The organism is Halpernia humi, from assembly GCF_900108025.1.
Classification (GTDB): Bacteria; Bacteroidota; Bacteroidia; order Flavobacteriales; family Weeksellaceae; genus Halpernia; species Halpernia humi.
Map to the genome: position 1 here is coordinate 225,042 of NZ_FNUS01000003.1, position 25,955 is coordinate 250,996.

The 25,955-nt window shown below is 33.5% G+C and carries 25 protein-coding genes; 20 read left to right on the plus strand and 5 right to left on the minus strand.

Annotated elements, in window-relative coordinates:
* The first annotated feature begins 627 nt into the window (after positions 1–627).
* From rpiB to tsaB, 8 genes are all read left to right on the plus strand, one after another.
* The gene (gene rpiB / locus C4S29_RS08075; RefSeq protein ID WP_103913633.1) at positions 628–1,059 is read left to right on the plus strand and encodes a ribose 5-phosphate isomerase B; all 432 of its coding nucleotides are present in this window, start codon (positions 628–630) and stop codon (positions 1,057–1,059) included.
* Positions 1,060–1,202: 143 nt separating this feature from the next.
* On the plus strand, positions 1,203–3,359 hold the full coding sequence (gene rnr / locus C4S29_RS08080; protein WP_103913634.1) for a ribonuclease R: 2,157 nt from the start codon (positions 1,203–1,205) through the stop codon (positions 3,357–3,359).
* Positions 3,360–3,398: 39 nt separating this feature from the next.
* On the plus strand, positions 3,399–4,082 hold the full coding sequence (locus C4S29_RS08085) for a LysE family translocator (RefSeq protein WP_103913635.1): 684 nt from the start codon (positions 3,399–3,401) through the stop codon (positions 4,080–4,082).
* On the plus strand, positions 4,079–5,011 hold the full coding sequence (locus tag C4S29_RS08090) for a S66 peptidase family protein (protein ID WP_103913636.1): 933 nt from the start codon (positions 4,079–4,081) through the stop codon (positions 5,009–5,011). The genes C4S29_RS08085 and C4S29_RS08090 overlap by 4 nt, the downstream gene beginning before the upstream one ends.
* A 4-nt stretch (positions 5,012–5,015) precedes the next feature.
* Entirely contained in the window at positions 5,016–5,366 is a 351-nt protein-coding gene (locus C4S29_RS08095; RefSeq protein ID WP_103913637.1) for a DoxX family protein, read from the plus strand.
* Positions 5,366–5,737, plus strand: coding sequence for a YraN family protein (locus tag C4S29_RS08100; RefSeq protein WP_103913638.1), 372 nt, complete (start codon positions 5,366–5,368; stop codon positions 5,735–5,737). Before C4S29_RS08095 ends, C4S29_RS08100 begins: the two co-directional genes overlap by 1 nt.
* 27 nt (positions 5,738–5,764) lie before the next feature.
* Positions 5,765–6,517, plus strand: coding sequence for an SDR family NAD(P)-dependent oxidoreductase (locus C4S29_RS08105; RefSeq protein ID WP_103913639.1), 753 nt, complete (start codon positions 5,765–5,767; stop codon positions 6,515–6,517).
* A 119-nt stretch (positions 6,518–6,636) separates the two neighbouring features.
* On the plus strand, positions 6,637–7,329 hold the full coding sequence (tsaB, locus tag C4S29_RS08110) for a tRNA (adenosine(37)-N6)-threonylcarbamoyltransferase complex dimerization subunit type 1 TsaB (RefSeq protein WP_103913640.1): 693 nt from the start codon (positions 6,637–6,639) through the stop codon (positions 7,327–7,329).
* Between the two features lie 3 nt (positions 7,330–7,332).
* On the opposite strand, the gene porW is transcribed toward tsaB, so the two are convergent.
* From porW to C4S29_RS08130, 4 genes are all read right to left on the minus strand, one after another.
* Positions 7,333–9,858, minus strand: coding sequence for a type IX secretion system periplasmic lipoprotein PorW/SprE (porW, locus tag C4S29_RS08115; protein ID WP_146063285.1), 2,526 nt, complete (start codon positions 9,856–9,858; stop codon positions 7,333–7,335).
* A 325-nt stretch (positions 9,859–10,183) separates the two neighbouring features.
* Positions 10,184–10,747 carry a Maf family protein gene (locus C4S29_RS08120; RefSeq protein WP_103913641.1) on the minus strand — a complete coding sequence of 188 codons (564 nt, stop codon included), beginning with the start codon at positions 10,745–10,747 and terminating at the stop codon, positions 10,184–10,186.
* Position 10,748: 1 nt separating this feature from the next.
* The gene (locus tag C4S29_RS08125; protein ID WP_103913642.1) at positions 10,749–11,267 is read right to left on the minus strand and encodes a KdsC family phosphatase; all 519 of its coding nucleotides are present in this window, start codon (positions 11,265–11,267) and stop codon (positions 10,749–10,751) included.
* The gene (locus tag C4S29_RS08130; protein WP_103913643.1) at positions 11,257–12,015 is read right to left on the minus strand and encodes a Rossmann-like and DUF2520 domain-containing protein; all 759 of its coding nucleotides are present in this window, start codon (positions 12,013–12,015) and stop codon (positions 11,257–11,259) included. Before C4S29_RS08130 ends, C4S29_RS08125 begins: the two co-directional genes overlap by 11 nt.
* A 239-nt stretch (positions 12,016–12,254) precedes the next feature.
* Between C4S29_RS08130 and C4S29_RS08135 the strand changes: the two genes are divergently transcribed.
* The 8 genes from C4S29_RS08135 (at position 12,255) to lepA (ending at position 18,499) form a co-directional block, all read left to right on the plus strand.
* Positions 12,255–12,812 (plus strand): RNA polymerase sigma factor, encoded by a 558-nt coding sequence (locus tag C4S29_RS08135; protein ID WP_103913644.1) that lies wholly within the window; start codon positions 12,255–12,257, stop codon positions 12,810–12,812.
* Positions 12,812–13,384 carry a hypothetical protein gene (locus C4S29_RS08140; RefSeq protein WP_103913645.1) on the plus strand — a complete coding sequence of 191 codons (573 nt, stop codon included), beginning with the start codon at positions 12,812–12,814 and terminating at the stop codon, positions 13,382–13,384. The genes C4S29_RS08135 and C4S29_RS08140 overlap by 1 nt, the downstream gene beginning before the upstream one ends.
* A 10-nt stretch (positions 13,385–13,394) precedes the next feature.
* Positions 13,395–13,880: a hypothetical protein gene (locus tag C4S29_RS08145; RefSeq protein ID WP_146063286.1), complete on the plus strand. Its 486-nt coding sequence runs from the start codon at positions 13,395–13,397 to the stop codon at positions 13,878–13,880.
* 243 nt (positions 13,881–14,123) lie between these two features.
* Positions 14,124–14,711, plus strand: a complete 588-nt coding sequence (locus C4S29_RS08150; RefSeq protein WP_103913647.1) for a phage tail protein — start codon at positions 14,124–14,126, stop codon at positions 14,709–14,711.
* Positions 14,712–14,713: 2 nt separating this feature from the next.
* Positions 14,714–15,403 carry a T9SS type A sorting domain-containing protein gene (locus C4S29_RS08155; protein WP_103913648.1) on the plus strand — a complete coding sequence of 230 codons (690 nt, stop codon included), beginning with the start codon at positions 14,714–14,716 and terminating at the stop codon, positions 15,401–15,403.
* A gap of 222 nt (positions 15,404–15,625) precedes the next feature.
* Positions 15,626–16,333, plus strand: coding sequence for a hypothetical protein (locus C4S29_RS08160; protein ID WP_103913649.1), 708 nt, complete (start codon positions 15,626–15,628; stop codon positions 16,331–16,333).
* An 84-nt stretch (positions 16,334–16,417) separates the two neighbouring features.
* Positions 16,418–16,633 carry a hypothetical protein gene (locus C4S29_RS08165; RefSeq protein WP_103913650.1) on the plus strand — a complete coding sequence of 72 codons (216 nt, stop codon included), beginning with the start codon at positions 16,418–16,420 and terminating at the stop codon, positions 16,631–16,633.
* Positions 16,634–16,702: 69 nt separating this feature from the next.
* Positions 16,703–18,499: a translation elongation factor 4 gene (gene lepA, locus C4S29_RS08170; RefSeq protein ID WP_103913651.1), complete on the plus strand. Its 1,797-nt coding sequence runs from the start codon at positions 16,703–16,705 to the stop codon at positions 18,497–18,499.
* A gap of 144 nt (positions 18,500–18,643) precedes the next feature.
* On the opposite strand, the gene C4S29_RS08175 is transcribed toward lepA, so the two are convergent.
* The gene (locus C4S29_RS08175; RefSeq protein WP_103913652.1) at positions 18,644–19,525 is read right to left on the minus strand and encodes a cupin-like domain-containing protein; all 882 of its coding nucleotides are present in this window, start codon (positions 19,523–19,525) and stop codon (positions 18,644–18,646) included.
* Between the two features lie 187 nt (positions 19,526–19,712).
* On the opposite strand from C4S29_RS08175, the gene C4S29_RS08180 reads away from it, so the two are divergent.
* The 4 genes from C4S29_RS08180 (at position 19,713) to feoB (ending at position 25,905) form a co-directional block, all read left to right on the plus strand.
* The gene (locus C4S29_RS08180; protein ID WP_103913653.1) at positions 19,713–22,394 is read left to right on the plus strand and encodes a carboxypeptidase-like regulatory domain-containing protein; all 2,682 of its coding nucleotides are present in this window, start codon (positions 19,713–19,715) and stop codon (positions 22,392–22,394) included.
* A 116-nt stretch (positions 22,395–22,510) separates the two neighbouring features.
* The gene (locus C4S29_RS08185; protein WP_103913654.1) at positions 22,511–23,401 is read left to right on the plus strand and encodes a GLPGLI family protein; all 891 of its coding nucleotides are present in this window, start codon (positions 22,511–22,513) and stop codon (positions 23,399–23,401) included.
* Between the two features lie 129 nt (positions 23,402–23,530).
* Entirely contained in the window at positions 23,531–23,785 is a 255-nt protein-coding gene (locus C4S29_RS08190) for a FeoA family protein (protein WP_394338665.1), read from the plus strand.
* Between the two features lie 89 nt (positions 23,786–23,874).
* Complete coding sequence (gene feoB / locus C4S29_RS08195) at positions 23,875–25,905, plus strand: ferrous iron transport protein B (RefSeq protein ID WP_103913655.1); 2,031 nt, start codon at positions 23,875–23,877, stop codon at positions 25,903–25,905.
* Positions 25,906–25,955: the final 50 nt, after the last annotated feature.

Here is a 25,955-nt window from a genome sequence, read left to right on the forward strand (position 1 = left end):
GCTTGCTATTTTTTTATTTTACGAATTAACTTGAACAAATTTAAGATTTCTAAACGGGTTTAAAAAAGATTACATTCGAAAAGTTTCCTCATTCCCCAAAGTCATACATTCATCATTATATTTCTTTATTATAAAAAAAATATATGAGTACTGTTGTTGTAGTCTCTGGAATTGTTGAAAAGTAATTTAAAATAGTTTACCGCAAAATGTTAAAGTTTAAATCATATTTTAATCACTTTTTAAGATATTGAAAATTAATGATTTAGCATACTTATTAACAAATGTTGATAAACTTGAATTTATCAATCTGTTGACAATTTCGTTATGGAAAAAGTTTGCAAAACCTAATAATTATTTTAAAAACTTTTTTAGAAATTTTAAAAATTAATTTGCATTAGGAATAATTATTGGAAGAAAAAAGCAAAATAATTATAAACTTATCCACACTTATTTGTGAAATTCTTAACATATTTTAAGATAGTTTATAGTTTAGGTAAAAAACATCTCATTTTCAGTAGTTTATAGATTTTTTTTAATTGTTTGAACGTTTTTTAGTTGCAAATCTCTATTTTATTTTAGAAAAGTGACTATTAAACTTTTATATCTTAAATTTGTATAAAAAGCAAAATGAAGAATATTGCCATTGCAGCAGATCACGCTGGTTTCGAATACAAGGAATTAATAAAGGAACATTTAAAATCTAGCTATAAAGTGCAAGATTTCGGCACTTTTTCGAAAGATTCTGTTGATTATCCAGATTTTGTTCATCCTGCGGCAAGTTCTGTGGAAAATGGTGACAATGTCTTTGGAATTTTAATTTGTGGCAGTGGCGAAGGTGTTTCTATAACCGCAAATAAACATCAAAATATTCGTTGTGCACTTTGTTGGGAAGTAGAAATTGCGAAATTGTCAAGACAACACAATAATGCAAATATGATTGCGATTCCTGCCCGATTTGTTTCAGAAAAATTAGCGTTAGAAATGATAGATGCTTTTCTTGAAACAGAGTTTGAAGGCGGAAGACACCAAAATAGAGTAAATAAAATTAGTTGTTGCTAAACGTTTTTTTAAACTTAGTTCGTCTAAACATATTTCAATATTGAAAAAAAGTAAAAATTGAAAAAAAGGAAATTTTTTATTTCCATAAAAGATTATCAGAAAAATTTGATAATTATCTAAAACATTTAATAGAAAATTAAAAAATGCCAAAAAAGTCAAAATATCATAGCGATAAAAACAACAACAAACTCCAAGAAATCGGACGTTTAATTGTAAGATTTATGAATGGAAATTCTACCAAAATCTACAACTATAAACAGATTTCTGATGGGATAGATTATAAAAATCCCCGCCAAAGAGAGCAAGTCATTCAAGCTTTGCATAAATTATTAGCAAGCGAAAAAATAAAAGAAGTTGAGAAAGGAAAATATATTATTAATTTAAAAATAAAAGGCACTTTAACAGGAAAAATTGATTTTAACCAAAGTGGAAATGCTTATGTGAAAGTAGATGAACTGCCAGATGACGTTTTTATTCATCAAAAAAATGTGAAAGATGCTTTGCAAGGCGATAAAGTTTTGATTGTTACTTATAATTTTAAAGGAAAAAAATTAGAAGGCTCTGTTGTAGAGGTTTTGGAAAGAAATCGCACAGAATTTGTGGGCACTTTTCAATTGATTGAGCATAAAGATTTTGGCTTCGTTATTTGCGACAAAAAAGTAATAAATACGGATATTTTCATTTCGAGAAACCATTTCAATGAGGCGAAAGATGGGCAGAAAGTAATTGTAAAAATGCTTGGTTGGGAAGCGGGAAATAGGAACCCGTCAGGAGAAATTATTCAGGTTTTGGGCGAACCAGGGAATCACGAAACAGAAATCCATTCAATATTAGCAGAATATGGTTTGCCATACGAATTTCCGTCTGATGTAGAACTCGAAGCCCAGAATATTGATACATCTATTGGTGGAAAAGAATTAGAAAAGCGCCGAGATATGCGCAATGTTTGCACTTTCACCATAGATCCGAAAGATGCAAAAGATTTTGATGATGCGCTTTCCATTCAAAAATTAGAAAACGGAAATTGGGAAATAGGCGTTCACATTGCAGATGTTTCACATTATGTGCAGCCTGGAACTTTGTTGGACGATGAAGCCTACAAAAGAGCAACTTCCATTTATTTGGTAGATCGAGTGGTTCCAATGCTTCCAGAAGTTTTAAGTAATGAAGTTTGCTCACTTCGGCCAAACGAAGAAAAATATACCTTTTCGGCTGTATTTGAAATGAATGATAGAGCAGAAGTTGTAAAAGAATGGTTTGGTAGAACCATCATCTATTCCGATCGCCGTTTTGCTTATGAAGATGCACAGGAAAGAATTGAAACAAAAGAAGGCGATTTGGTGGATGAAATTTTAACTTTAGACCGGTTAGCAAAAATTTTAAGAAGAAAAAGAATTGAAAATGGCGCGATTACTTTTGATAGAAGCGAAGTGCGTTTTAATTTAGATGAAAACAGCCAACCAATTGGCGTCTATTTTAAAATAAGCAAAGATTCTAATCATTTAATAGAAGAATTTATGCTTCTCGCGAATAGAAAAGTATCAGAGTTTGTTTCGCTTAAAAAGAATGGCGTACCTACGCAAAATACATTTATTTACAGAATTCACGAAGATCCCGATCCTGCAAAATTGGAAGCATTGCGAGAATTTGTAGGCACTTTTGGCTATAAAATGGATTTGGCAAACACCAAAAAAGTAGCGCAATCTTTAAATAAATTATTGCACGATGTGAAAGGAAAAGGCGAAGAAAACATGATAGAAACTTTGGCGATGCGCTCTATGAGTAAAGCCATCTACTCCACCGAACCAATCGGGCATTACGGTTTAGGCTTCGATTATTATTCGCATTTTACATCGCCAATTAGGAGATATCCAGATTTAATTGCGCACCGTTTGTTGCAACATTATCTGGACGGCGGAAGATCGCCCTACAAGCCAGAATATGATGAAAAATGCAAACATTGCAGTTCTATGGAACGTTTGGCAGCCGATGCAGAAAGAGATTCCATCAAATTTATGCAAGTGAAATTTATGCAAACCCACCTAAATGAAGAATTTACAGGCGTTGTTTCTGGCGTTGCAGAATTTGGTTTTTGGGTGCAAATCCCAGAAAACGGTGCAGAAGGTTTAATAAAATTAAGAGATTTAATGGATGATACCTATCAATACGATGCAAAAACACACGCCGTTTACGGTAAAAAAACAGGCAATAAATACCAGTTGGGCGACGAATTAAGAATTAAAGTGGTGAAAGCCAACCTTATTGCAAAACAACTCGATTTTAAAATTGTTGAAAATTAATTTTTTAACTTTACTTTTTTAATTAAATAGTTTTTAAAAATGCTGGAACTAATATTTTCCGCCATTGGTTTGGGTTTTATGTTGAGCGTGGTTTTTATTGGGCCCATATTTTTTTTATTAATTGAAACCAGTTTTTCGCGCGGACCAAAACATGCGCTTTCTTTAGATTTCGGCGTTGTTTCTGCAGATATTTTGTGCATTGTTGCCGCGTATTTTGCCAGCGACGATTTGGTCGCTTTAATTGATCAGCATCCGGGGTTTTATAGAATAACGGCATTAATCATTTTCATTTATGCTTTGTTTATGATAAATTCTAAAACCAAAATGCATATCGCGGGCGAAGAAAAGTTAATAAATCAAAATTATTTAAGAACCTTTATTAATGGCTTTTTACTTAATATTTTAAACATTGGCGTCGTTTTATTTTGGTTGGTGACGGTAATTTCTGTGCGAAGTTCTTATCCACAATCGGGGAATTTCGTATTTTATATTGGCCTTGTAATCGGTACTTATCTTTTGATAGATTTGCTTAAAATATTTTTAGCCAAACAGTTTCACGATAGATTAACGCAAAAATTAGCCAACAGAATTCGCAAAGGCGTTGGTTTTATTTTAATTTTATTCAGTTTCTTAATTTTTATGCAGAGTTTCAAAAAATTTAATCAATTTGATAAAAGATTAGAGCAAGCAGAAAAAAAAGAACAATCTCAAATTCATCAATGAAAAATATTATTTTCCCAAAACCTTTACTTAAAGGCGCAAAAATCGCCATCATTTCTCCCGCCGGAGCGGTGCAAAAAACAGCGGTAGAACCTACATTAAAGTTAATTGAATCAAATGGTTATGAAGCAGTTTTTGGAAAACATACTTTTGAAAAATATGAGCATGGCTATAATTATGCAGGCACAGAAAAAGAAAGAATTTCAGATTTGAATTGGGCTTTAAATGCACCAGAAATTTCTGCGATCTGGGCAACGCGCGGCGGTTACGGATGTATGCATTTATTAGAAAAATTGGATTTAAAAGAATTTAAAAAAAATCCAAAATGGTATATCGGTTATTCAGATAACACGGTTATTCACAGTTATTTACTGAAAAAGGGTTTTGCATCTATCAATGGACAAACTTTAAAAACATCTTCTTTTGGCGTTTCAGACGAGAGTTATTCAGATATTTTTAAAATTTTAAAAGGAAAACTTCCAACTTATAAAACAACCGAAAATAAATTTAATAAAAAAGGAATTGCCGATGGAGAAATAGTTGGTGGAAATTTCGCTTTAATTTACGCGCTTTTAGGGACGAAATTTTCCTTTAATTTTAAAGATAAAATTCTTTTTATTGAAGAAATTGGCGAAAACTTTTACGCTTTAGATCGCATGATGATGAGTTTAGAATTGGCCGGTGTTTTTAAAAAAATTAAAGGCTTAATTATCGGTGGAATGATCAATATGGGCGACGAAAAAGACAACAAAAATTATGAAAATAGTTTTGATGAAATGGCTTATCAAATTATTTCAGAACGCGTTTCTAAATACAGCTTCCCTACTCTTTTTGGCTTTCCAAATGGGCATATTTTTGAAAACAGACCTTTAATAATTGGCGCAAACATAAGGTTGAAAGTAGGAAAATCTAACGAAATAAAATATTTATAATAAGATGGCTTATTCAAAATTTGCACTTATTTTTTTATTAATTTTTGCAGGATTAATGCATTTTTTAAAACCCTATTTTTTTATAAAAATAATACCAAGTTACGTTCCATTTCCTCTTAAAATGGTTTATATAAGTGGCGTTGTAGAAATTTTATGTGGTTTGCTTTTGCTCTTTCCTCAAACTCAAAGTTTTGGTGCTTATCTTTCAATTCTTTTGTTTATTGCTGTTTTCCCTGCAAATATTGAGATGGCAAAAGATTTTTATTTAATGCATCACAAATATTTTTGGCTCACAGTTTTAAGGCTTCCGTTGCAGTTTGTTTTAATTTGGTGGGCATATCAATTCGTGAAATAATGGCAGATCACAACGAATTTGGAAAATTAGCCGAAGAAATGGCCGTTAAATATTTAGAAGATTTAAAATATAAAATTTTGGCGCGCAATTACCGTTTTATGAAAGCGGAAATAGATATTATTGCAGAATTTGAAAACGAATTAGTCGTTGTAGAAGTAAAAGCCCGAAATTCTGACGCGTTTATAGAACCGCAAGAAGCGATTAATAAAAAGAAAATGCGCTTGCTGATTTCTGCGGCAAATGATTTTTCCGAAAATTATAAGCATGATTTAAACACCAGATTTGATGTCATCACGATACTTCCAGACGAGCAAAATAAATTAGAAATCACCCATATTATCAATGCTTTTTTGAGTATTGATGGCAATTAAAAATAATAAATATATTTAATTTTAATAATGAGAACAGCATTAATTACCGGCGCAACTTCCGGAATAGGCAAAGCAACAGCCAAACTTTTAGCAGCACAAAATTATAGGCTAATTCTCTGCGGAAGAAGAAAAGAAGCCTTAGAAGAATTAACCACGGAACTTTCTAATTATACTGAGGTTTTTAGTTTAAACTTTGATGTGCGCTCAAACGCAGAAGTTTCCGATGCATTTAAAACGCTTCCGAAAGAATGGCAAGAAATTGATGTTTTAATTAATAACGCCGGAAATGCACACGGTTTAGAACCAATGTCAGAGGGCAACGTAGAAGATTGGGACACGATGATTGATGGAAATGTAAAAGGACTTTTATACGTTTCGAAAGAAGTGATGCCACAGATGAAAAGGAGAAATTCTGGCCATATTGTGAATATTTCTTCCGTTGCGGCGCTTCAAACTTATGCGAATGGCGTGGTATATTGCGCCTCAAAAAAGGCCGTAGATGTTATATCTGAAGGGATGCGTTTGGAACTTACAGAATTTAATATAAAAGTTTCCAATGTTCAGCCAGGAGCGGTAGAAACTGAATTTTCTAACATAAGATTTAAAGGCGATGAAGAACGCGCCGCAAAAGTTTATGACGGTTACGAAGCCTTAAAAGCGGAAGATATTGCAGATTTAATCGCTTATATTATCAACGCACCAAAGCACGTTTCAATCGCAAATGTTTCCATTTTTCCCACAGCGCAGGCGGAACCAAGAACTATTTATAGAAGAACTTGAAAATCTAATAGAAAAGAAATTGCAGAAATTCCGAAACTGAAATCCTGATTTTAAAGAAATATTTATAACAAAACCCAATTGTTAAACCGTTACATTGTTAATTTGTTAGATTAAAAAAAATGAAAATCCTCCACCTCGAAACTTCCTCCAAAAATTGTTCTGTCGCTATTTCTGATGGCGAAGAATTGCTGTGTCTTTGCGAAGAAGTTTCAGAAAATTATAAACAATCCGAAAATTTGCACACTTTTGTAGAATGGGCTTTGGAAGGCGCTGAAATAAAACTGCAAGATTTAGACGCGGTTTGCCTCGGCAAAGGGCCAGGTTCTTACACAGGATTGAGAATTGGTGCCGCTGCCGCAAAAGGCTTTTGCTTTGGTTTAAATATTCCACTAGTTTCGGTAGAATCCATGCATTCTATGGTTGAGCCATTTTTTAATGAAAAATTTGAATTTATAATTCCGCTCATTGATGCGAGAAGAATGGAAGTTTATGCGGCAGTTTATAACAAAACCGGCGAAATGATTTCAAACACAGAAGCATTAATTTTAGCAGAAAATTCTTTTGAAACCTTTAAAGATAAAAAAACACTGTTCGTAGGAGATGGCGCTGCGAAAACTAAAGAAATTTTACTAAATTCAGGGGGTTTTGAAGATTCAGATTTTAAGGCTCAAATTTATCCTTCAGCGCAATTTTTAATTAAAAAAGCGGTAGAAAAATTTAACAATAAAGATTTTGAAGACATCGCATATTTCGAGCCTTTTTATCTCAAAGATTTTCAGGGGATAAAAGCGAAAAAAAGAGTGATAAATTAATTTTTAATAAGGAGGATTTTCTGACGGTTTAATTCTTTTTCTCGGCGGGCCACTTTCACCACTGCCATTGGTATTGATGCCTTGTGGATTGTTGGGGTTTCTAGAATCATCAATTCTTCGCTTTTCGGGAATGGCTCTATTTTCAATTGGTTTGCCAGGCCCATTTGTATTTTGCCTGTTATCGTTTACATTTCCAGGTATTTTCTGGCCATTTTCATTAGTCATTTCCACAGAAATATCACTTTTTAAATATTTCAACATTTCTTTGGCTTTTTCACCTTCTGGCGTTTTAGCATAATTTAAAGCAATTTGTTCTAATTGTAAAATCATAATTTCTTTGCCCGAAGTTTTCCCCGCATTGAAGGCATTCAGCAAGGCAAATTTTGGCACCAAACCATCTTTCGGATATTTTGACAAGGCAGAATCTATCACGGCTTTCGATTCTTCAAATTTCTCTTTTTCATATAAATCAAAAGCTTTCGAATACGTTTTTTCTACATCGGCTGAAGATTGCGAGAAGGTATTATTTTTCGGGTTTTTCACATATTCAGCATACGAACTGTATGGGAAGTCGCTCAAAATAATTTGTTTAGCGCGCTCTGCTGCGGCAGGATTTTTTTCATAATTCATCGCAAATATTTGGTACAAAGCCTGCAATTTTACATCATCTTCGGGTTTATTATCTACCAAATCATATAAGGTTTTGGTGGCTAATTTTGTATTTCCAAAATAGGCATCAAACATTCTTCCTAGGCCTAAACTTGCCGTGTCTCGCGCTTTTTTTAAGGCTAAAATTTCTGCGCCATCGGTTGGTATTTTTTCAATATAAAATTCTGGTTCCAATCGCCGCGGATCTTTTGTTGAAGTTACGCCCAAAGCCTCATTTTTAAGATCTTGAATGCTAGTTGTGCGGGCAGAAGTTCGCCAATTATCAATTAATGTTCGGTCGCCCCAAACGCGTTTAAAATCAGACTCACCTTTTGAAATGGCATTTTGATTCGCAAAATAAAAACCTTTTGAGCCTGAACCGCTTCCAAAATCTTGAAAATTATTTCCGCCCGATGTATTAAAAACTGAATTAGCATTGTAGTCACCCGTATCAAAACCTTTGCTGCGTTCGTCGCGTTTTTGCTGCGCCAGTTCTGCGTCTTCTTTTGCTTTTAGAGTAGCGATATATTTATTAAAGTAGGCCACTTTTTCTGGCTCTGTCATTTTAGCCAAATTTAAAATGCTGTCATTTTTTTTAATTAAATAATAATTCGCCGTAAGTTTTTTAATGTTTTTAGATTGCTCTGCGAGCAAAATTTTGGTGGGTTGATAATTCATCACAGCCAAAGCAGAATCGTAATAAGCACCTGCAGAGAGATAATCGTCTTTTTCAAAATAAGATTTTCCGATTTCATAAAAATCCAAACCACGAATTTGCGGATCCGATATTTTTTCCTTCAAAGATTTTGCAAAATACTCTTGCGCTTCATCTTTTTTCCCCGCTTTATTTGCCATTAATCCCAAAGCATAATAAAACTCGTTTTTCCGACTTTCATAAGTTCCTTTTTTGCTAATTTTTTCCAAATAAGTTTTCGCGCCATCATAATCGTCCTCTTTCCCGTTAAAGGTTTTCGCGATTTCTACTTGTGCTTTCACTTCAAATTCAAAATCGTTGGCGTTTTTATAAGCCGTTACAAAACTTTCTCTCGCATCTTCATTTTTGCCCAAACTTGCTAGAATTTGCCCGCGTAAAAATGCAATTCTACTGCGGATTTTTCTGTTTTTATTTAAGGCGTAAGCGTTTGAAAGTTCATTGATGGCTTCATCTTTTTTACCAGATTTTAGTAGCATTTCAGAATAATAAAGGCTGGCCAGTTTGCGATATTTTTTTTTGATTTTATCCTTTTTTAAGTCTAAAAATAGTTCGTTCGAGCGGTAATAATTTCCCATTTTAGAATAAGCAAGCGCTTCGTAAACCCTTGCTAAAGGAATTCTTTTGTCTTTTTTCATGTGGACAAAAATGTAATTTAATGCATCTAAACTTTCTAAAGCTTTGTTATCATAAATGCGCGCTTGAGCCAAAATCAAATGCGCATCAAACATTTTTTTGTTTTTTTCTACACCGTTTTTTAGCACAGAATATTTTTCAATTGCTTTTAAAGCTTTGGCTTCTGAAATTTGTAAAATTGAAACGCCCTTGCTGCCGCCATTGTTAAGGTTATCATTATCAATTTGTGACGGCGGACCGCTGCGCCCTACTGAAAATTGTGGTGCGTTTTCTTCAGGATTATTTTCATTTAAACCATTTAAAATTGAAGTATCATCTTCATAAGTAAGCAGTTGAATGTATGGTGCATAAAAGTTGTCTTTGTGTGCTGTTGTTCTGTTTTTTAATTCCGTTTCCAGCGCAGATTTGCTATTAAAAAGCGTGTTGTAATAGGTGAAAAAGCCTTTCATAAAAGTAGAATCACTCTTTTTCTTTCGCGTGGAGCAAGAAGCAAGGATTAATATTGAAATAAGAAAAAATAATAGTTTTTTCATTTGAAGTTATTTATTGTTTTCTAAAGACAAATATAATCGCCTAGAAACGTCGTGGGTGTTTGTTTTGAAGATTGAAGTTAGCGGTTTCATAAATAGAAATATAACAACAGAAAGCCGTTTTTAGTATAATTTTAGTCAGAATTTCTGTAAAAATAGCAAATTTTTGTTTGAATTAAATTATGAATCGAGATAATTCGAGTTGGCTTAAAATGCATAGGAAAGAAACGCTGTATATTCTAAATTTTTTTTGATTTTAAAAAGAAGAACGTGATTTTGTAAGCAAATTGAATTCAAATTCTTTGTATTGTTAAAAAGGGTTTTAATTTTATCCCGCCATTATATTTTCGAGCATTTCATAAACCAAATGCGTCGGAAAACCCATAATTGTGTAGAAATTGCCTTCAATTTTTTTTATTTTCGCCATTCCAAGCCAATCCTGAACGCCGTAACTCCCAGCTTTGTCTAAAACTTGATAATTATTAATGTAATGATCGATTTCAGCATTATTTATTTCATCAAAATAAACTTTCGCAACATCGCTTTTTGTAATTAATTTTTTTGATGTTTTAATCGTAATTGCGGTGAAAACCAGGTGTGACTTACCCGACAATTTTTTTAACATCAAAACCGCATCTTCTTTTGAATTTGGTTTTCCTAAAATTTCTCCGTTGATCACCACAACGGTGTCTGCGGTTATTAAAATTTCATCTTCTTTTAAAACCCGAAAACTTCCGGATTTTAATTCAGATAAATAAGCAGCAACATTTTCTGGCTTTAAATTTTGGGGATAGATTTCTTCACAGTTTATTTTAACCGTTTCAAAAGAATAGCCGAGTTTATCTAATAATTCTTTTCTGCGTGGCGATTCAGAACCTAATAATACTTTCATTTTAAGTAGATTGTGTATCGTCTTCGTGCCATTTTCCCTGCACTTTCATCACTTGTTCTATCACGTCTCGAACGGCGCCTTTTCCACCTTCAATGGGTGAAATATAATCTGAAATTTGCTTTACATCCGGAACGGCATTTTTCGAACAAGCCGAAATGGCCGCCAATTTCATCATACCAACATCTGGAACATCGTCTCCCATTATCAATATTTCGTCATCATTAAGATGGTGTTTAGATTTAAAATTTTGATAATCAGCAAGTTTATTGGGAGATTTTGGGTAGTAATCTTCAATCCCCAAATATTCTAAACGGTTTTTTACCATCGCATCATTTCCGCCGGTGATCACGCCAATTTTGTAGTTGGCTTTCACAGCTTTCACCACGGCTAAACCATCCAGAACATTCATGACTCGCGCCATATTTCCTTCTGGCAAAAGATAAACGCTTCCGTCGGTAAAAACGCCATCTACATCAAAAACGAAGGCGGTTATATCTTTTAATTTATTTTTATAACTCATTTTTATACATGTCTTTTATGGAAATATTCATTGTTTTATAAATTGCTTTTGCGTCTTTATCTTTAATTAATTTTTCGTGAGATTCTATAATTTTTTCATCGCCACGAAACGCAGGACCGGTTTGTGCTAATTTGGGTTCAATTTTGTAAATTTTATCTACCGTTTCTTTTATTAATGGTAGAAAATACTCGAACGGAATCTCTTGGGAGTCTGAAATTTCTTTCGCTTTGGCAAAAAGGTGATTGGTAAAATTACACGCAAAAACCGCGGTTAAATGGATGTATTTTCGCTGTTCGAAATTGGAATTTAAAACTTTTTTAGAAATTTTCTGCGCAATGCTATTCATTAAATTAAAATCTGCCTCATTTTCGGCTTCCAAAAAAAATGGAATCTCGCTATAAACTAAATCTTTAGTTTTAGAAAAAGTTTGTAAAGGATAAAAACAAGCCTTTCTGTAATTTCCGTTTAATTTTTCCTTTTCTAGAGAGCCAGAAGTATGCGCAACCAAACAATTTGTTTTAGTAATAAGTTTTGAAACATCTGCAATAGAATCATCTTTAACAGCGATAATATAGAAGTCTGCATCTGCTATTTCGCTTGTAGAAAACGGAATCTGCAATTCATTAGAAATTACTTTCAAATCTTTTTCATTTCTACCGAAAATTTGCGCAACAGGAATTCCACCTTGTGTAAAGGCTTTTGCTAAATGATAAGCCACGTTTCCAGAACCGATGATTACTATTTTCATTAAGCAAAGATAAAGAAATCAGAAATGAGCGAGTTTCTATTTTTAGTTAAAAAACCATTTTCACGCCTCAAAAAATTTCTGTTGCGGATAAAATTATGCAGATGGAGGTTTTCTTAGAAGAATTTAAAAATACTTTCTAAATTCGTGGTCTAAACTTTGATATTAGTCTTTTTTGGAAATAATTAAAAATCCATTTAACTTTTTAGTAATATTACAATCAAAACCATGTACACGTCCCGATGAAGGTTACAGAAAAAGAAATTATAGAATGGATGTCGCATCCAAGAAGCCAAGAAAAGGGACTTCGGGCTTTAATGGATACCCATCAAAGCAGGCTTTATTGGCATATAAGAAGATTGATTGTAGATCATTCTCTTGCGCAAGATGTTTTGCAAGATACATTTATAAAAGCGTTTCAAAACTTTCATCAGTTTAAAAAAGAAAGCAAATTGTACACTTGGCTTTATAGGATTGCTACTAATGAAGCACTTCAGCAACTAAACAAGATGAAAAAAATGCAAAAAACAGATGAAGATGCAGAATACCATTTGCAAAACTTGACGGCCGAAAACGCAAGTGCGACAGGCGAAGAGATAGAAATAATTTTGCAGAAAGCCATTCATACGTTGCCAGACAAACAGAAATTGGTTTTCACATTGCGCTATTATGATGAATTGCCTTACGAAGAAATTTCGAATATTTTGGAGATGTCGGTTGGGACTTGCAAAACCAATTACCATTATGCCAAGCAAAAAATTGAAGAGTATATAAAAACAAACGCCGAAGAAATTGATTGATGAAAAATTTTGATATAGAAAAATTAGACCGAAAAACACCTTACGATTTACCCGAAAATACATTTGCGGAAATCCAAAGGAATGTTTTTGACAAGGTAGAGATTAAAAAAGAAACACCTATTTTTAGTCTGAAATGGATTTATGCTGCCGCCGCAGTAATATTATTAATTGTGAGCGCAAATTTTTTGATTAATTTTAATAAAAATGATGGATCACAAAACGTTAAAATGGCCAGTAAAAATGTTGTAGTTCCGCAAGAAAATAGCGAAGTGCAATCTTTCGCACAAACAACGGAAAAGCCAGCAGTTGAAAAAACTGAAAAAGCAAATTTAACTTCTACTCCTATTTCGCATCACACTGCAAACCATCAACTTGCAAAAAACGAAAATTCAAAATCAGTAAAAAGCGCAGATTTGGTAGCAGTAAAAGCGAATACATCTAAAACAAAGACTACAATTATGCCACCAACTGAAGCGCAGATTGATGAAGTTTTAAATGGATTTTCTTCCGCTGAAATTGCGTCTTTAAGTAATAATTCTGAACAAGATGTTTATTTAGATTTGTATAATTAATTTTAAAAAAATGAAAACAAAAATATTTTTTAGCAGTTTAATTTTGCTTTTTGCGATAAATTGCATGTCTGCGCAGAATACGTCATTATTAAAAATGGGGTTTCAAGAAAGAAGAGCAGAAATAAAAAAGATGTCTCCAAAAGAAAAGTATGAAGCACTGAAGCAATTTAAAGAAGATTTGGTTTTATCGGAACTGCAAATTCCAGAAGGCCAAAAAGATGAATTTTTACAATTGTACAATGAATATCAGGCAAAACAGAGAGAAATAAAAAATAAATTTAAACCAACTAAAGATTTTGCAAATATGACAGACGACGAGGCGAATGCCGAGTTGGAAAATAGTTTTGAAATAGGTCAGCAATTATTAGATTTAAGAAGAAAATATGCTGAAAAATTCAACCAAGTTATTAAGCCTCAAAAAGTGCTTCAATTGTTTCAAACAGAAGGCATGATGCGAAATAAGATGATGAAACACCAAATGCCGCGAAAAAAATAATCTGTGAATGCAGGTTTTGTGACACCATAGTAGTTTATTTTTTTAATGTTGGGCGACCTCCACAAATTTATTGTGGAGGTCGCTTTTTGCTACAAAATCTAATATTATTATTGTACTAAATCAAACAAGTAAAATTAGCAAAATGTATACAAATAGTCAAAAAAATTACGCTAAGCCTCAAAAAAGTATCAAATTAGTAATGAATTATTAAAATAATTTAGTAACTTTAAAAAAAATATTATTATGAAAAAGTTAATTTTATTATGTCTATTTGCTTCTAGTTTTGGCAACATTGAGGTAAAAGCGCAAGCGACCGAACCTTTTCTCGGGCAAATTGCTTTTGTTGCATTTAATTTTGCACCACGAGGTTGGGCAGAATGTAACGGTGCAATTCTGCCAATAAGTCAATATTCAGCGTTATTTGCGTTGTTGGGAACACAGTATGGAGGTGATGGCAGAACCACTTTTGCACTTCCAGATATGAGAGGTCGTGTTATTCTTTCTAATGGACAAGGGCCTGGACTTTCAGCTTATTCCCAAGGACAAATAGGAGGGCAAGAAAGCGTTACATTAACCGTTAACCAAATGCCGTCGCATTCTCATACAGTAAATGCCGTTCTTGCAGACGGAAATAGTTCAGTAGCAACAGGTAGTTTACCAGCCAATACCAAAACTTTAGACCCAGAATATTCTAATTCTGCAGGAGATACAACCATGAACGCTAATATGGTGGCTCCAGCAGGAGGAAATCAAGCACATGAGAATAGACCGCCGTACTTGGTTTTGAAATGTATTATTGCTACACAAGGTATTTTTCCATCAAGAAATTAATTATGAAAAAAGCATTTATTTTTTCAGCAATTTGTATCGGCACGTTGATATTTTCTCAAACAATAAATTTTAAGGGTTGCATCCCATTATTTGATGATCAAATGTTCACTCTAAACCAAACAAGCACAGATTCTTTCGGAAAGAAAATCTATGTTACAACCCCAGTAAATGGGGATCAACCCTGTGGTGGTATTGGAACATGCGAATTTAAATTACAGTGGAATGATACAGCAGGGCGATGGGAGTTTCTAGCAGATAAAGGGAATGGAGACTTTGTAGATCCTTTTCTAATTTATTACAGCACCACCCAAAATACTTCTGCGGATAACCCGCCAAACGCTTCCATTGGAACTTGGGTAGAAAATACAGCTGTCACAACCGGCGCTTGTGGTGGAGATTTAACGGATACAAACTCTACCTTTACAGGAGATGTGAGAACGACCACTTTAGCTGTAAATGAATTTGATAGCACAAAAATTACGGTTTATCCAAATCCTGCAACCGAATATGTGAACATTTCAGGATTATCTAACATTAAAACAATTAAAATTATCTCGATAGATGGAAAACTAATTTCCATTCTTAAAAATAGCAATAAGATTAATGTGGGCAAACTTGCCAGAGGCGTTTATTTCTTAGAGATTCAAACAGATAATGCGGTTATAAAAAGGGTGAAATTCATCAAAAAATAAACTCAAATATAATTTTTAAATAGACACCTGCGAAAAGCAGGTGTTTTTATATGGAAATGAGAATTAGTTTCACAAGATTACTTTATTAAATTTTTACTTTAAAAAAATCTTATTTTTACCCAGAAAAATAAAATTTTATGAAATCACTATGATTTACAAACGCAAACACATATGAAGATTGAGCGATTGCACATGACCTTTAAATTCAATAAATATCTACTTATGAAAAACGCGCTAATTCTTTTTCTTTTTCCACTCCTTATTTTCGCACAGAAGAAAGAAGTTTTCAAGCTAAAATTTCCCTTGAAAGATTACACAAGAACTACCAAAAGTTTAGAAGTTATTGATGTCCGAAAAAATAAAGAAATTAAGGATATATTTTACAGAGGAAACACCTATTCTTTCAGTTTCCCAACAAATAATTTATCTAAAGATATTGAAAATTGGTTTGAAGAAAACAACAAAAAAAGAGATAAAGCAACAAATGAAATTGTGATGCTTGTGGAAGATTTAAACATTTTTAATGAAAACCGAAACAACCAGATTTTTTGTGTTTTAGATATGAAAGTAAGTACTTTTCTGAAAAAAGATCAGAACTATTATTTTTTAAAAAGATATGATAACGTAATTAGTTTAAACTCAAAAGAAGAAGCAGGAATTCCAAATACTTTCGCTGAAAACACACAGAAAGTTCTTCAGAATTTAATGTTTGAAACCTATCGCGCAAATCCTTTAGAAATTGCGATTCCTGAAAAGGACTTAAATAATTACGATGAAATTTTAAAAAGCAACTACGCCGCTTTTTCTAAAAACGATTTGAAAGACGGAGTTTATCTAGATTCAAAAAGTTTTTTTACTCAAACGCCTTTGGAAAATTATAAACTTATTAAAAACAGCAAAGATGAAGTTTTGAAGGCAACAAATGCTTAAGAGGATAAAATTCCAAGAAGAAAAATATACATTTATGTTGAAAACGGAAAGGCTTTTAAAAATACACAAGCCGGGTTTTTACAGTTGCAAAAAGATGAAAATGGATTTTATGTAATCGCAAATAAATACATTTTGTTTCCTGAAGAAATTAATACTTCTTCCGCATTTTTCCTTTTTGGCGCTATTGGTGGCATTGCAGCGAGTGTACAATTTTATATTAAGTATAAAAAAGCACTTGAAGGCGAAAAATATAAAATTTATATCGATTATCTTAACGGAGAATATAGCTTTGTAAAATAAAATTTCACCCTAAATATTAAGTCGCTAACTTCTACTCACTTTCATTATCTTTGCAAATTATACATTTTAATGAAGAACATCAGAAATTTCTGCATCATTGCGCATATTGATCACGGCAAATCGACTTTAGCAGACCGACTTTTAGAATACACAAACACCGTCACCCAAAGAGAATTACAATCTCAAACCTTGGATGATATGGATTTGGAAAAGGAACGCGGCATTACCATAAAATCTCACGCCATACAAATGGACTATGAACTTAATGGTGAAAAATATATCTTTAATTTAATTGATACTCCAGGACACGTTGATTTTTCATACGAAGTTTCCCGTTCCATCGCCGCTTGTGAAGGTGCGCTTCTTATTGTAGATGCCGCGCAAAGCATTCAGGCTCAAACAATAAGCAATTTATATTTGGCTTTAGAGAATGATTTAACGATTATTCCTGTTTTAAATAAAATTGATCTTCCATCCGCAAATCCTGAAGAAGTAACCGACGAAATAATGGGTCTTATTGGCTGCGAATATGAAGATGTTTTGCGCGTTTCTGGCAAAACAGGAGAAGGCGTTCGTGAACTTTTAGAGCAAATTGTTACCCGAATTCCTGCGCCAGTTGGCGACCCAAACGCACCATTGCAAGCCCTAATTTTCGATTCAGTTTATAATCCGTTTCGTGGGATTGAAGCCTACTTTAAAGTGGTAAACGGTAAAATTACAAAAGGGGAAAAAATTAAATTTTTCGCTACCGAAAAAACCTATGAAGCCGATGAGGTCGGAACCCTAAAACTTAAACAATCGCCAAAAAAAGAAATTTTATGTGGTGATGTGGGATACATTATTTCTGGGATAAAAGATGCGCGCGAAGTAAAAGTAGGAGACACCATAACAAGCGTTGTAAATCCTGCAGATAAACCAATAGACGGATTTGAAGAAGTAAAACCAATGGTTTTTGCAGGGATTTATCCTATAGAATCGGAAGATTTTGAAGAATTAAGATTTTCATTAGAAAAATTAAGATTGAACGATGCCTCTTTGGTTTTTGAACCAGAAAGTTCTGCCGCGCTTGGTTTTGGTTTTCGATGTGGATTTTTAGGAATGCTTCACATGGAAATTGTGCAAGAAAGATTAGATCGAGAATTTAATATGGACGTTATTACAACCGTTCCCAACGTTTCTTATTTCGGGTATTCTAAAAGAGATCCGGAAACACCGATTTTAATTAATAATCCGTCCGAGATGATGGATCCTACAATTTTAGACCGTGTAGAAGAACCATTTATTAAAGCCTCAATTATCACAAAATCTGATTTCGTGGGTTCGGTAATGACTTTGTGCATAGAGAAACGCGGTGAAATTGTGAACCAATCTTATCTTACTTCAGACCGCGTAGAATTGGTTTTCAATATGCCTTTAGCCGAAGTTGTTTTTGATTTTTATGATCGTTTAAAATCCATTTCAAAAGGTTATGCCTCGTTTGATTATCATCCAATTGGGATGCGAGCGTCTAAATTGGTTAAAATGGATATTTTAATTAATGGCGACATGGTAGATGCGCTTTCATCATTAATTCACGATTCCAATGCTTATAATATTGGTAAAAAAATGTGCGAAAAACTGCGCCAGTTAATTCCTCGTCAACAATTTGATATCGCTGTTCAGGCAGCTTTAGGCGCAAAAGTAATTGCCCGAGAAACCATCAAAGCATTAAGAAAAGATGTAACTGCAAAATGTTATGGAGGCGATATTTCGCGAAAAAGAAAATTACTCGAAAAGCAGAAAGAAGGTAAAAAGAAGATGAAGCAAATTGGTAGAGTAGAAGTGCCGCAATCTGCATTTATGGCGGTTTTGAAATTGAATGATTAAGATTTTTTGGATGCCTTTTCCGTCTTCCATTCCCAAGCACGACGTAGCGGGGATTTCCACTCGAGTTGGAGCACAATGGTTCCCGAAATTTAGTTTCGAATAAAAGCATACAGAAAACGCTTTCAAATTTTGAAAGCGTTTTTATTATTTAGGCAGCCCCTTTGCTAAAGCGCGTTTTGCAATTTGTACAGATTTTTTTTCCTTCCAATCCATGTAGCGCGATTTGTATTTGCGTTTCATGATATTATCAAAATTACGCTGAATAATTAAATTGTAAAGAGAATGCGCCTTTACCGCCCAAGATTTGTCCCAAGCGCGTTGCGAAATAGAAAAACTTCCGTCTAAATATTTCATATAATGCCACCATCCTGTGGGCATAAAAAGGGTGTCGCCATGTTCTAGAAAACATTCAATTCCTTCAATACCATTTAATGCAGGAAATTTTTCAAAATCCGGGTTTGCAATAGTATAATCTTCTAAAGCGTAAGTTGCAAATGGAAGTTTATATAATCGTTCTTTCCATTTATATTCAAATAAAAGCACGTGTTTCCGACCATTAAAATGGGTATGGAAAATGTGTGGCATATCAATATCAAAATGCAGGAAGGTTTCTGAACCTTCTCCGCCAAAGAACATTGCTGGGTGTTTATCAAGAAATCCGCCCATCAAATCTTTTGGAGCGATGTAATCTTCTAATAATTTTGGCGCAGATTTTATGGGGTCAAACAAAAATATTCGTAAATCTGTAGGTTCTCTTTGTATTAAATCTATATAATCTGCAAATTTCATTTTCATTGCAGATGAATTAATTGGCGCAGCAGGATCTGCTTTTGAACTATCATAAAGCGGTACTTCTACGTCGCCAACAGTTTCTTTCATATATTCCATCGTCCATTTTTGAAAAGCCGGCCATTTTTTTGCCATATTTTTTAGAACAACGGGTTTTCTTGGTTTCAAATAGTTGTTGTAGAAATCTTCTTTAGAAATATCCTCAACAATATCGATTGGTTTTAAATGAAGCGGCATAATTTTGTGTTAATCAGCAAATTTATTAAAAAATATTAATAGATTTTTTTTAAAGTAAATTTAACCAAATATTCTTTTAATAATCTTATTTCTTTGAAGTTTTCAAAAGCAAGCCATTGTTCTAAAATTTTTACTAAATCTGTAACAAGATGAATGGTTTATTGACTAATAACGCATAACTTTTATAATGAAAAAACTTTTATTCTTTTTATTTCTCTCCTTGTCTGGAGTTTTATTTTCGCAACACACTATTTCTGGCAAAATTACAGATTCTGATGGGCATGCTGTTCCAAGTGCTTCTGTTACTATCGAGGAACCGGGCAAAGACGCCATCATTGCGTATTCTATCACCAATTCTAAAGGTGAATATAAAGTGACATTCACCACGACTTCGCCCAATGTAGATTTAAAAATAAAAGCCTTTAACCAAAAACCCTTTTTAAAATCGGTTTCAAATTCTACGCAGACTTCTAATTTTAAATTAGAATCCCAAGCCACAGAAATAAAGGAAGTTAAAATTAAAACCAAAATGATCACCAAACGCGGTGATACTATTTCGTACGATTTGAAAGCCTTTGAAAGCAAAAGCGACCGTTCACTAGCCGATGTTTTGAAAAAAATACCAGGAATAGAAGTCAACCCAGACGGTTCTATTTTATACCAAGGCGAGGCCATCAATAAATTTTACGTCAATGGGAAAGATTTAATGGAAGGCGCGTACGGAAGCATCAACAACGCTTTGCCAAAAGATGCAGTGCAAAAGGTAGAAGTGATGGAAAATCATCAACCGATTAAAATGCTTCAAGGAAAAGTGCCCTCGCAAAGCGCAGCCTTAAATGTAAAATTAAAAAAATCGGTTACTATGACGGGCCGTGGCGAAGTGGGAATTGGCGCAGATCCTTTTCTATGGAATGTGAAACTCACCCCTATGTTTTTCGGGCAAAAAACGCAGTGGGTGGTGAATTATAAAACCAATAACAACGGAGACTCTGTGGAAAATGAAGGGAATTTGTTGTCTTTCGGAAATCGCTTTGAAGGTAGAAGAGGCAATGTTTCGCAAAATAGTTGGCTAAATGTAGAGCAAGCTTCTACGCCAAATTTGCCAGAAAAACGCTATTTATTTAATAGTGTGCATTACCTCGCCGCCAATTTTTTAACCAATATTGATGATAAAAAAGAGTGGGAACTTAAAGCCAACGCAAGCTATACCAACAACGCGGTTACAAGAGAATCTTACAATTTGGTGAGCAGAACAAACCTAGCAACCAATCAAGTATTCACCACAGAAACCAGCCTTAGAAATAAATTATATACAGATAAAGTAAAAGGAGAGCTTATATTTACTAAAAACGCAAAAAAAGGATTTTTTAAAAACACCACTACTTTTTCGCAATTTTGGAATGGAAATAGAGCAGATGTTACAAGAAATAACGTAGATGCGGGGCAAAGTGTAAACTCACCAACAACTTCTTTTCAAAATTCATTGAGTACCATTATTCCTTGGAAAGAGAAAATGGTAAACTTAATGTCTTACATTAATTATCAAGATGATAATCAGTCTTTGCTTGTAAGACCTGTGGATTATTTAAGTTTTGCAAACAAGACAACTGGCGATAAATTATTTGATGTCAACCAAGAGTTTGTAAATCAGAATTTAAAATTAAAAACTTTTGAAGCCTCCCAGTCTGTAAATGTAGGTTTTAGCGCAAAAAACTGGACTTTCACACCAGAAACTGGCTTAGATTACACTTATAATAAATTAAATACAAATTTATTAGGTTTAAACACAACTCTTCCAAATTTTAATATTGATAACTATGTAAATGATTTAAAATTTACAACAACTACACCTTACGCACAATTAGGCATTAATTATAAAAATGATTCTTGGCAGTTATATTCTAATTTCCCTGTTAAATTTAACAACATAAAAGCCGAAGACCCATTCAGAAATGTTTCAAAAACGCTTAATAAAGTGACATTTGAGCCAAACGCTTTTGCACAATATTCTTTCGCCTCTTTTTGGAAAGCAAGTTTCTATGGAAGTATTAATTATAATTACGGCGACATCAATAACGCTTATGCAGGAAATATTTTAAGCACGGCGACTAATTTGGGCTCTATCGCCGCAAACACGCCAATTTCAGAAACAATATCAAAAGGTTTTGGCCCTAGAATAGAATATAGAAACCCTCTGAATAATTTATTTTTTAATGTTCGGTATAACTATTCTCATAGCAAAAACAACCTATTAGCATCGCCCTCTTTTGATGATTTTGGCTCCACGATTATTAATTATAAAGTGTCAGACAACACAAGTGTTAGCAATAGAGAAAGCGTAGAAGTAGGAAAGTATTTCCCTAAATTTAAAACAAACGCATCCATTAGTGGAAGCAATACTGTAAACGAATCTGTTTCTTCGCAAGATGGCGTAGATTTTCAAAATAAATCTAATGGGCAATCTTTTGGATTTAAGTTTAATAACGCCTATTTTTCTTGGATGAGTTTAGACTATAACTTCACCAAATCTTGGAACAAGCAAGACAATATATTAAACCAAATTAAAAGTAACTCATACACACATAATTTGACGGCGGCATTCTATCCTTTAGAAAATAATACCGTGACGTTTAATTGGGATCAGATAAATTCTGCGCAAGGACCAAATGTATATCACAACGCCTTTTATGATGTGGCCTACCAATACACTTGGGCAAAAAAGAAAATAGATTTTGAACTAAAATGGCTAAATATTACCAACAGAAAAGTATTTGAAAGATTTAGCAACGATGCCATCACACAATCGTACACAAGGCTACAACTTCGCCCAAGCCAAGTCATGTTTACAGTAAAATTTAATTTTAAATAAAAACTTAAAGCATAAAAAGCAAAAACCCACTTCTATGAGTGGGTTTTTTTAGAAAGTAAATCTAAATTATGTAACAAATTTTTAAAAAGCCTACTAATTATTCAAATAACATTAAAATGAAAAAACAGTTTACAATCATTCTATTGATGATTGCCTTTGTCGCAAACGCACAAATATCGGCCAATCGATTTTTTTACGAATTAACCTTTAAACCAAAGAAAGATTCCGCAAAAACGGAAAAAGTGATGACGATTTTAGACATTACGAAAGATAAGTCACTTTATCGCGATTATACTATGGTGGCGCAAGATTCAATCGTTAAAGTTGCCGTAGAGGAAATGCAGAAATCAGGCGTCTTTAAAGATATGTCAAAAATGATTACGATGCCGAAGTTCGCTTTTAAAATAGAAAAGGAATATCCAGGCATGAAAGAAACCTATTTAGATAGAATTTCTAGCGGATTTACACCCGTGCAAATAGGGTATAATGAAGAACCCAATTTTAACTGGAAGATTTCGCCAGAAAAAGAAAAAATAGGAGATTATGACACCCAAAAAGCAACTACAGAATACGGCGGAAGACAGTGGACAGCTTGGTTTTCAACAAACATTCCGTTTCAAGATGGACCGTACAAATTTAAAGGTTTGCCGGGCTTGATTGTTAAAATTGAAGATAAAGACAAGAATTATTCTTGGGTTTTAAAAGGGAACAAAAAAATTGAAAATTTTGAAGAATTATCTTATGCAGAGAAAATATCACCTGGTGGTGGTGGTAAATTAACCATCGTGCCAAGAGAAAAATTCGAAAAAACAATGGCACAATACAAAAAAGATCCGTTTGCAACAATGAGACCGATGCTTACAAAAGAAATTATGGACAGAAAAATGCCCGGCTCTGAGATGACAGTTGGTGAAATGATAAAAAAACAAGAAAAAATGACGCGCGATTTTTATGACGCAAACAATAATCCGATAGAAGTTTCAGGCCCATATAGAGTTGAATATTAATTTCAAATTAAATTGTTTAAAACCCAAAAGCCATTAGGTTTTTGGGTTTTTATGATTTATGTCTTTTATTCGAAAATTCCTTATTTAGATTAAATTTAAATAAGTATATTTGCAGTTCAAATTAAAAAATTGAAAGGAGATATTTCTAATAAGTTGTGTTGCTTCCCAAAAAATAAATTGGGAAAAATTGAAGGTTATGATAACGATAACCTCAAAATGCCCACGAAAATTATTGAAATGGGGCTTTTGCCCGAAACCACTTTCAGAATACTTTACCAAGCCCCTTTTAAAGGACCACTTTATATTGAGTTTGGTGAAGAAAAAAGTAGAATTGCCTTGCGCGAAGAAGAAGCGCAGTACATATTTGTGAAAGCTACAATTTAATTTTTTTATAATTAATGAAGATTTCTAATCAATTTTAAAGTTTAGATTTTAGTCTAACATCTAATGTCTAAAATCTAATTTCTAAGTAAATGTCCCAAAAAAAACAAGAAATAATTTTAGTAGGAAACCCAAATGTGGGGAAATCTACTATTTTTAATTGGCTTTGTAATAAAAAACAAAAAACCGGTAATTACGCAGGTGTAACGGTTGCAAGCCAATCTGGGATTTACAGTTACAATGGCCAAGAAGTAGAAGTGATAGATTTACCGGGTTCTTACAGCGTTTATCCTGGTTCTGAAGATGAAGCGATTTTCACAAAATTTTTAATAGATGAACAGCCAAATTATGCAGGCGTTGTCTATGTTTTAGAAGCGTTAAGTATAAAAAGAGGCTTATTGCTTTTTCAGCAAATTCAAGATTTAGGAATTCCCGTTCTTTTGGTGGTAAATCAAATCGATCAAGCAGAAAGACGCGGTATAAATTTAGATTTAGATTTACTTTCAAAACTTTTAAAAGTAAATATTATTAAAACCAATGCTAAAGCAAATATTGGCATTGATGATATTCGAGAAGCCGTTTTCCACCAAAAATTTTCAGTTTCTTCAGAGGTTTCTTTTGAAATCCCAATGGAGCAAAAGGGCTTGGTTTTCAAAATTTTAGAAAACATTCACGAAAGCAATCAGTATAAAGTTTGGACGCTTTTGCCTTCAGACACCCATCTGCGGAAACTTGAAACGGTGAATGACCAAATCACTCAAAATGATGTTAAATGCCTAGTTCCGAAACGCTTGCAAGCCCAAGAAACGGTTCGGCGTTATCAAAAAATTGACGGAATTGTTTCTAAAGTTTTAACTAAAAAACCACAGTTCAAAGAACTTTTAACGGAGAAATTAGACAAACTTTTAGTGCACCCAATTTTTGGTTACATCATTTTCGCTTTGGTTTTACTCGTGATTTTTCAAAGTGTCTTCTTTCTAGCAGAATATCCAATGAAATGGATTGAGGAATTTTTCCTTCTTTTTTCTGATTTTACAGCCACACACCTTCCTGCCGGCCCGATTAATTCTTTAATTTCAAATGGAATTATACCGGGAATTGGCGGCATTATGGTTTTTGCACCACAAATTGGGATTTTATTATATTTTCTTTATTTATTAGAAGATTCTGGCTATATGGCGAGAGTAATTTTCTTAATGGACAGATTTCTAAAACCTTTTGGCTTAAACGGAAAAAGTATTGTTCCATTAGTTTCTGGGACGGCGTGCGCAATTCCTGCGATAATGTCCACCAGAAATATTGAAAATGTAAAAGAAAGATTGATTACCATTTTGGTAACGCCTTTTATGACCTGTTCTGCAAGACTTCCAGTATATAGCATCATCATCGCATTGGTGATTTCAGATCAAACGTTTTTTGGCATTCAGTACAAAGCCTTAATGTTGATGTTCATGTATTTTCTAGGGTTTTTTATGGCGCTTTTGGCATCATTAATTTTGAAAAAAGTCATAAAAGACACGTCTAGAAGTTTTTTGGTTATGGATTTGCCAGCGTATAAGATGCCGCTTTGGCGTTATAATTTTAAATTGACTTTAGGTAAGGTTTGGGAATTTATAACAGGCGCAGGAAAAATAATTTTTATCGTAAGTATTATTGTTTGGGTTTTCAGTTATTTTGGACCGCCAAAACAGACCAAAGATTTCGTTTCTACAGATGTAAAATTAGAAAACTCTTATTTGGCTAAAATGGGAAAATCCATAGAACCGGCCATTGCGCCGCTTGGATACGATTGGAAAATGGGCGTTGGAATTCTCACAAGTTTCGTAGCGCGTGAAGTTTTCGTAGGAACAATGAGCACGCTTTATTCTTTAGATAATGATGCGCCAGATACAAGAATTATAGATAAAATGCGAAATGACACAAAGCCAAACGGTGAAAAAGTCTTCAATTTTGCAACCGGACTTTCTATTTTAATTTTTTACGCTTTTGCAATGCAATGCGTTTCCACAATTGCGGTGGTTTACAAAGAAACAAAATCTTGGCGTTGGACTTTAGTGCAACTTGTCGGGATGTCGGGTTTGGCTTATTTGGCCTCACTTTTGGTCTATCAGTTTTTTAAGTAAACCATTAATAATTCGTAACTTTAAGATTATGAACTCTTTAACGTTTCAAT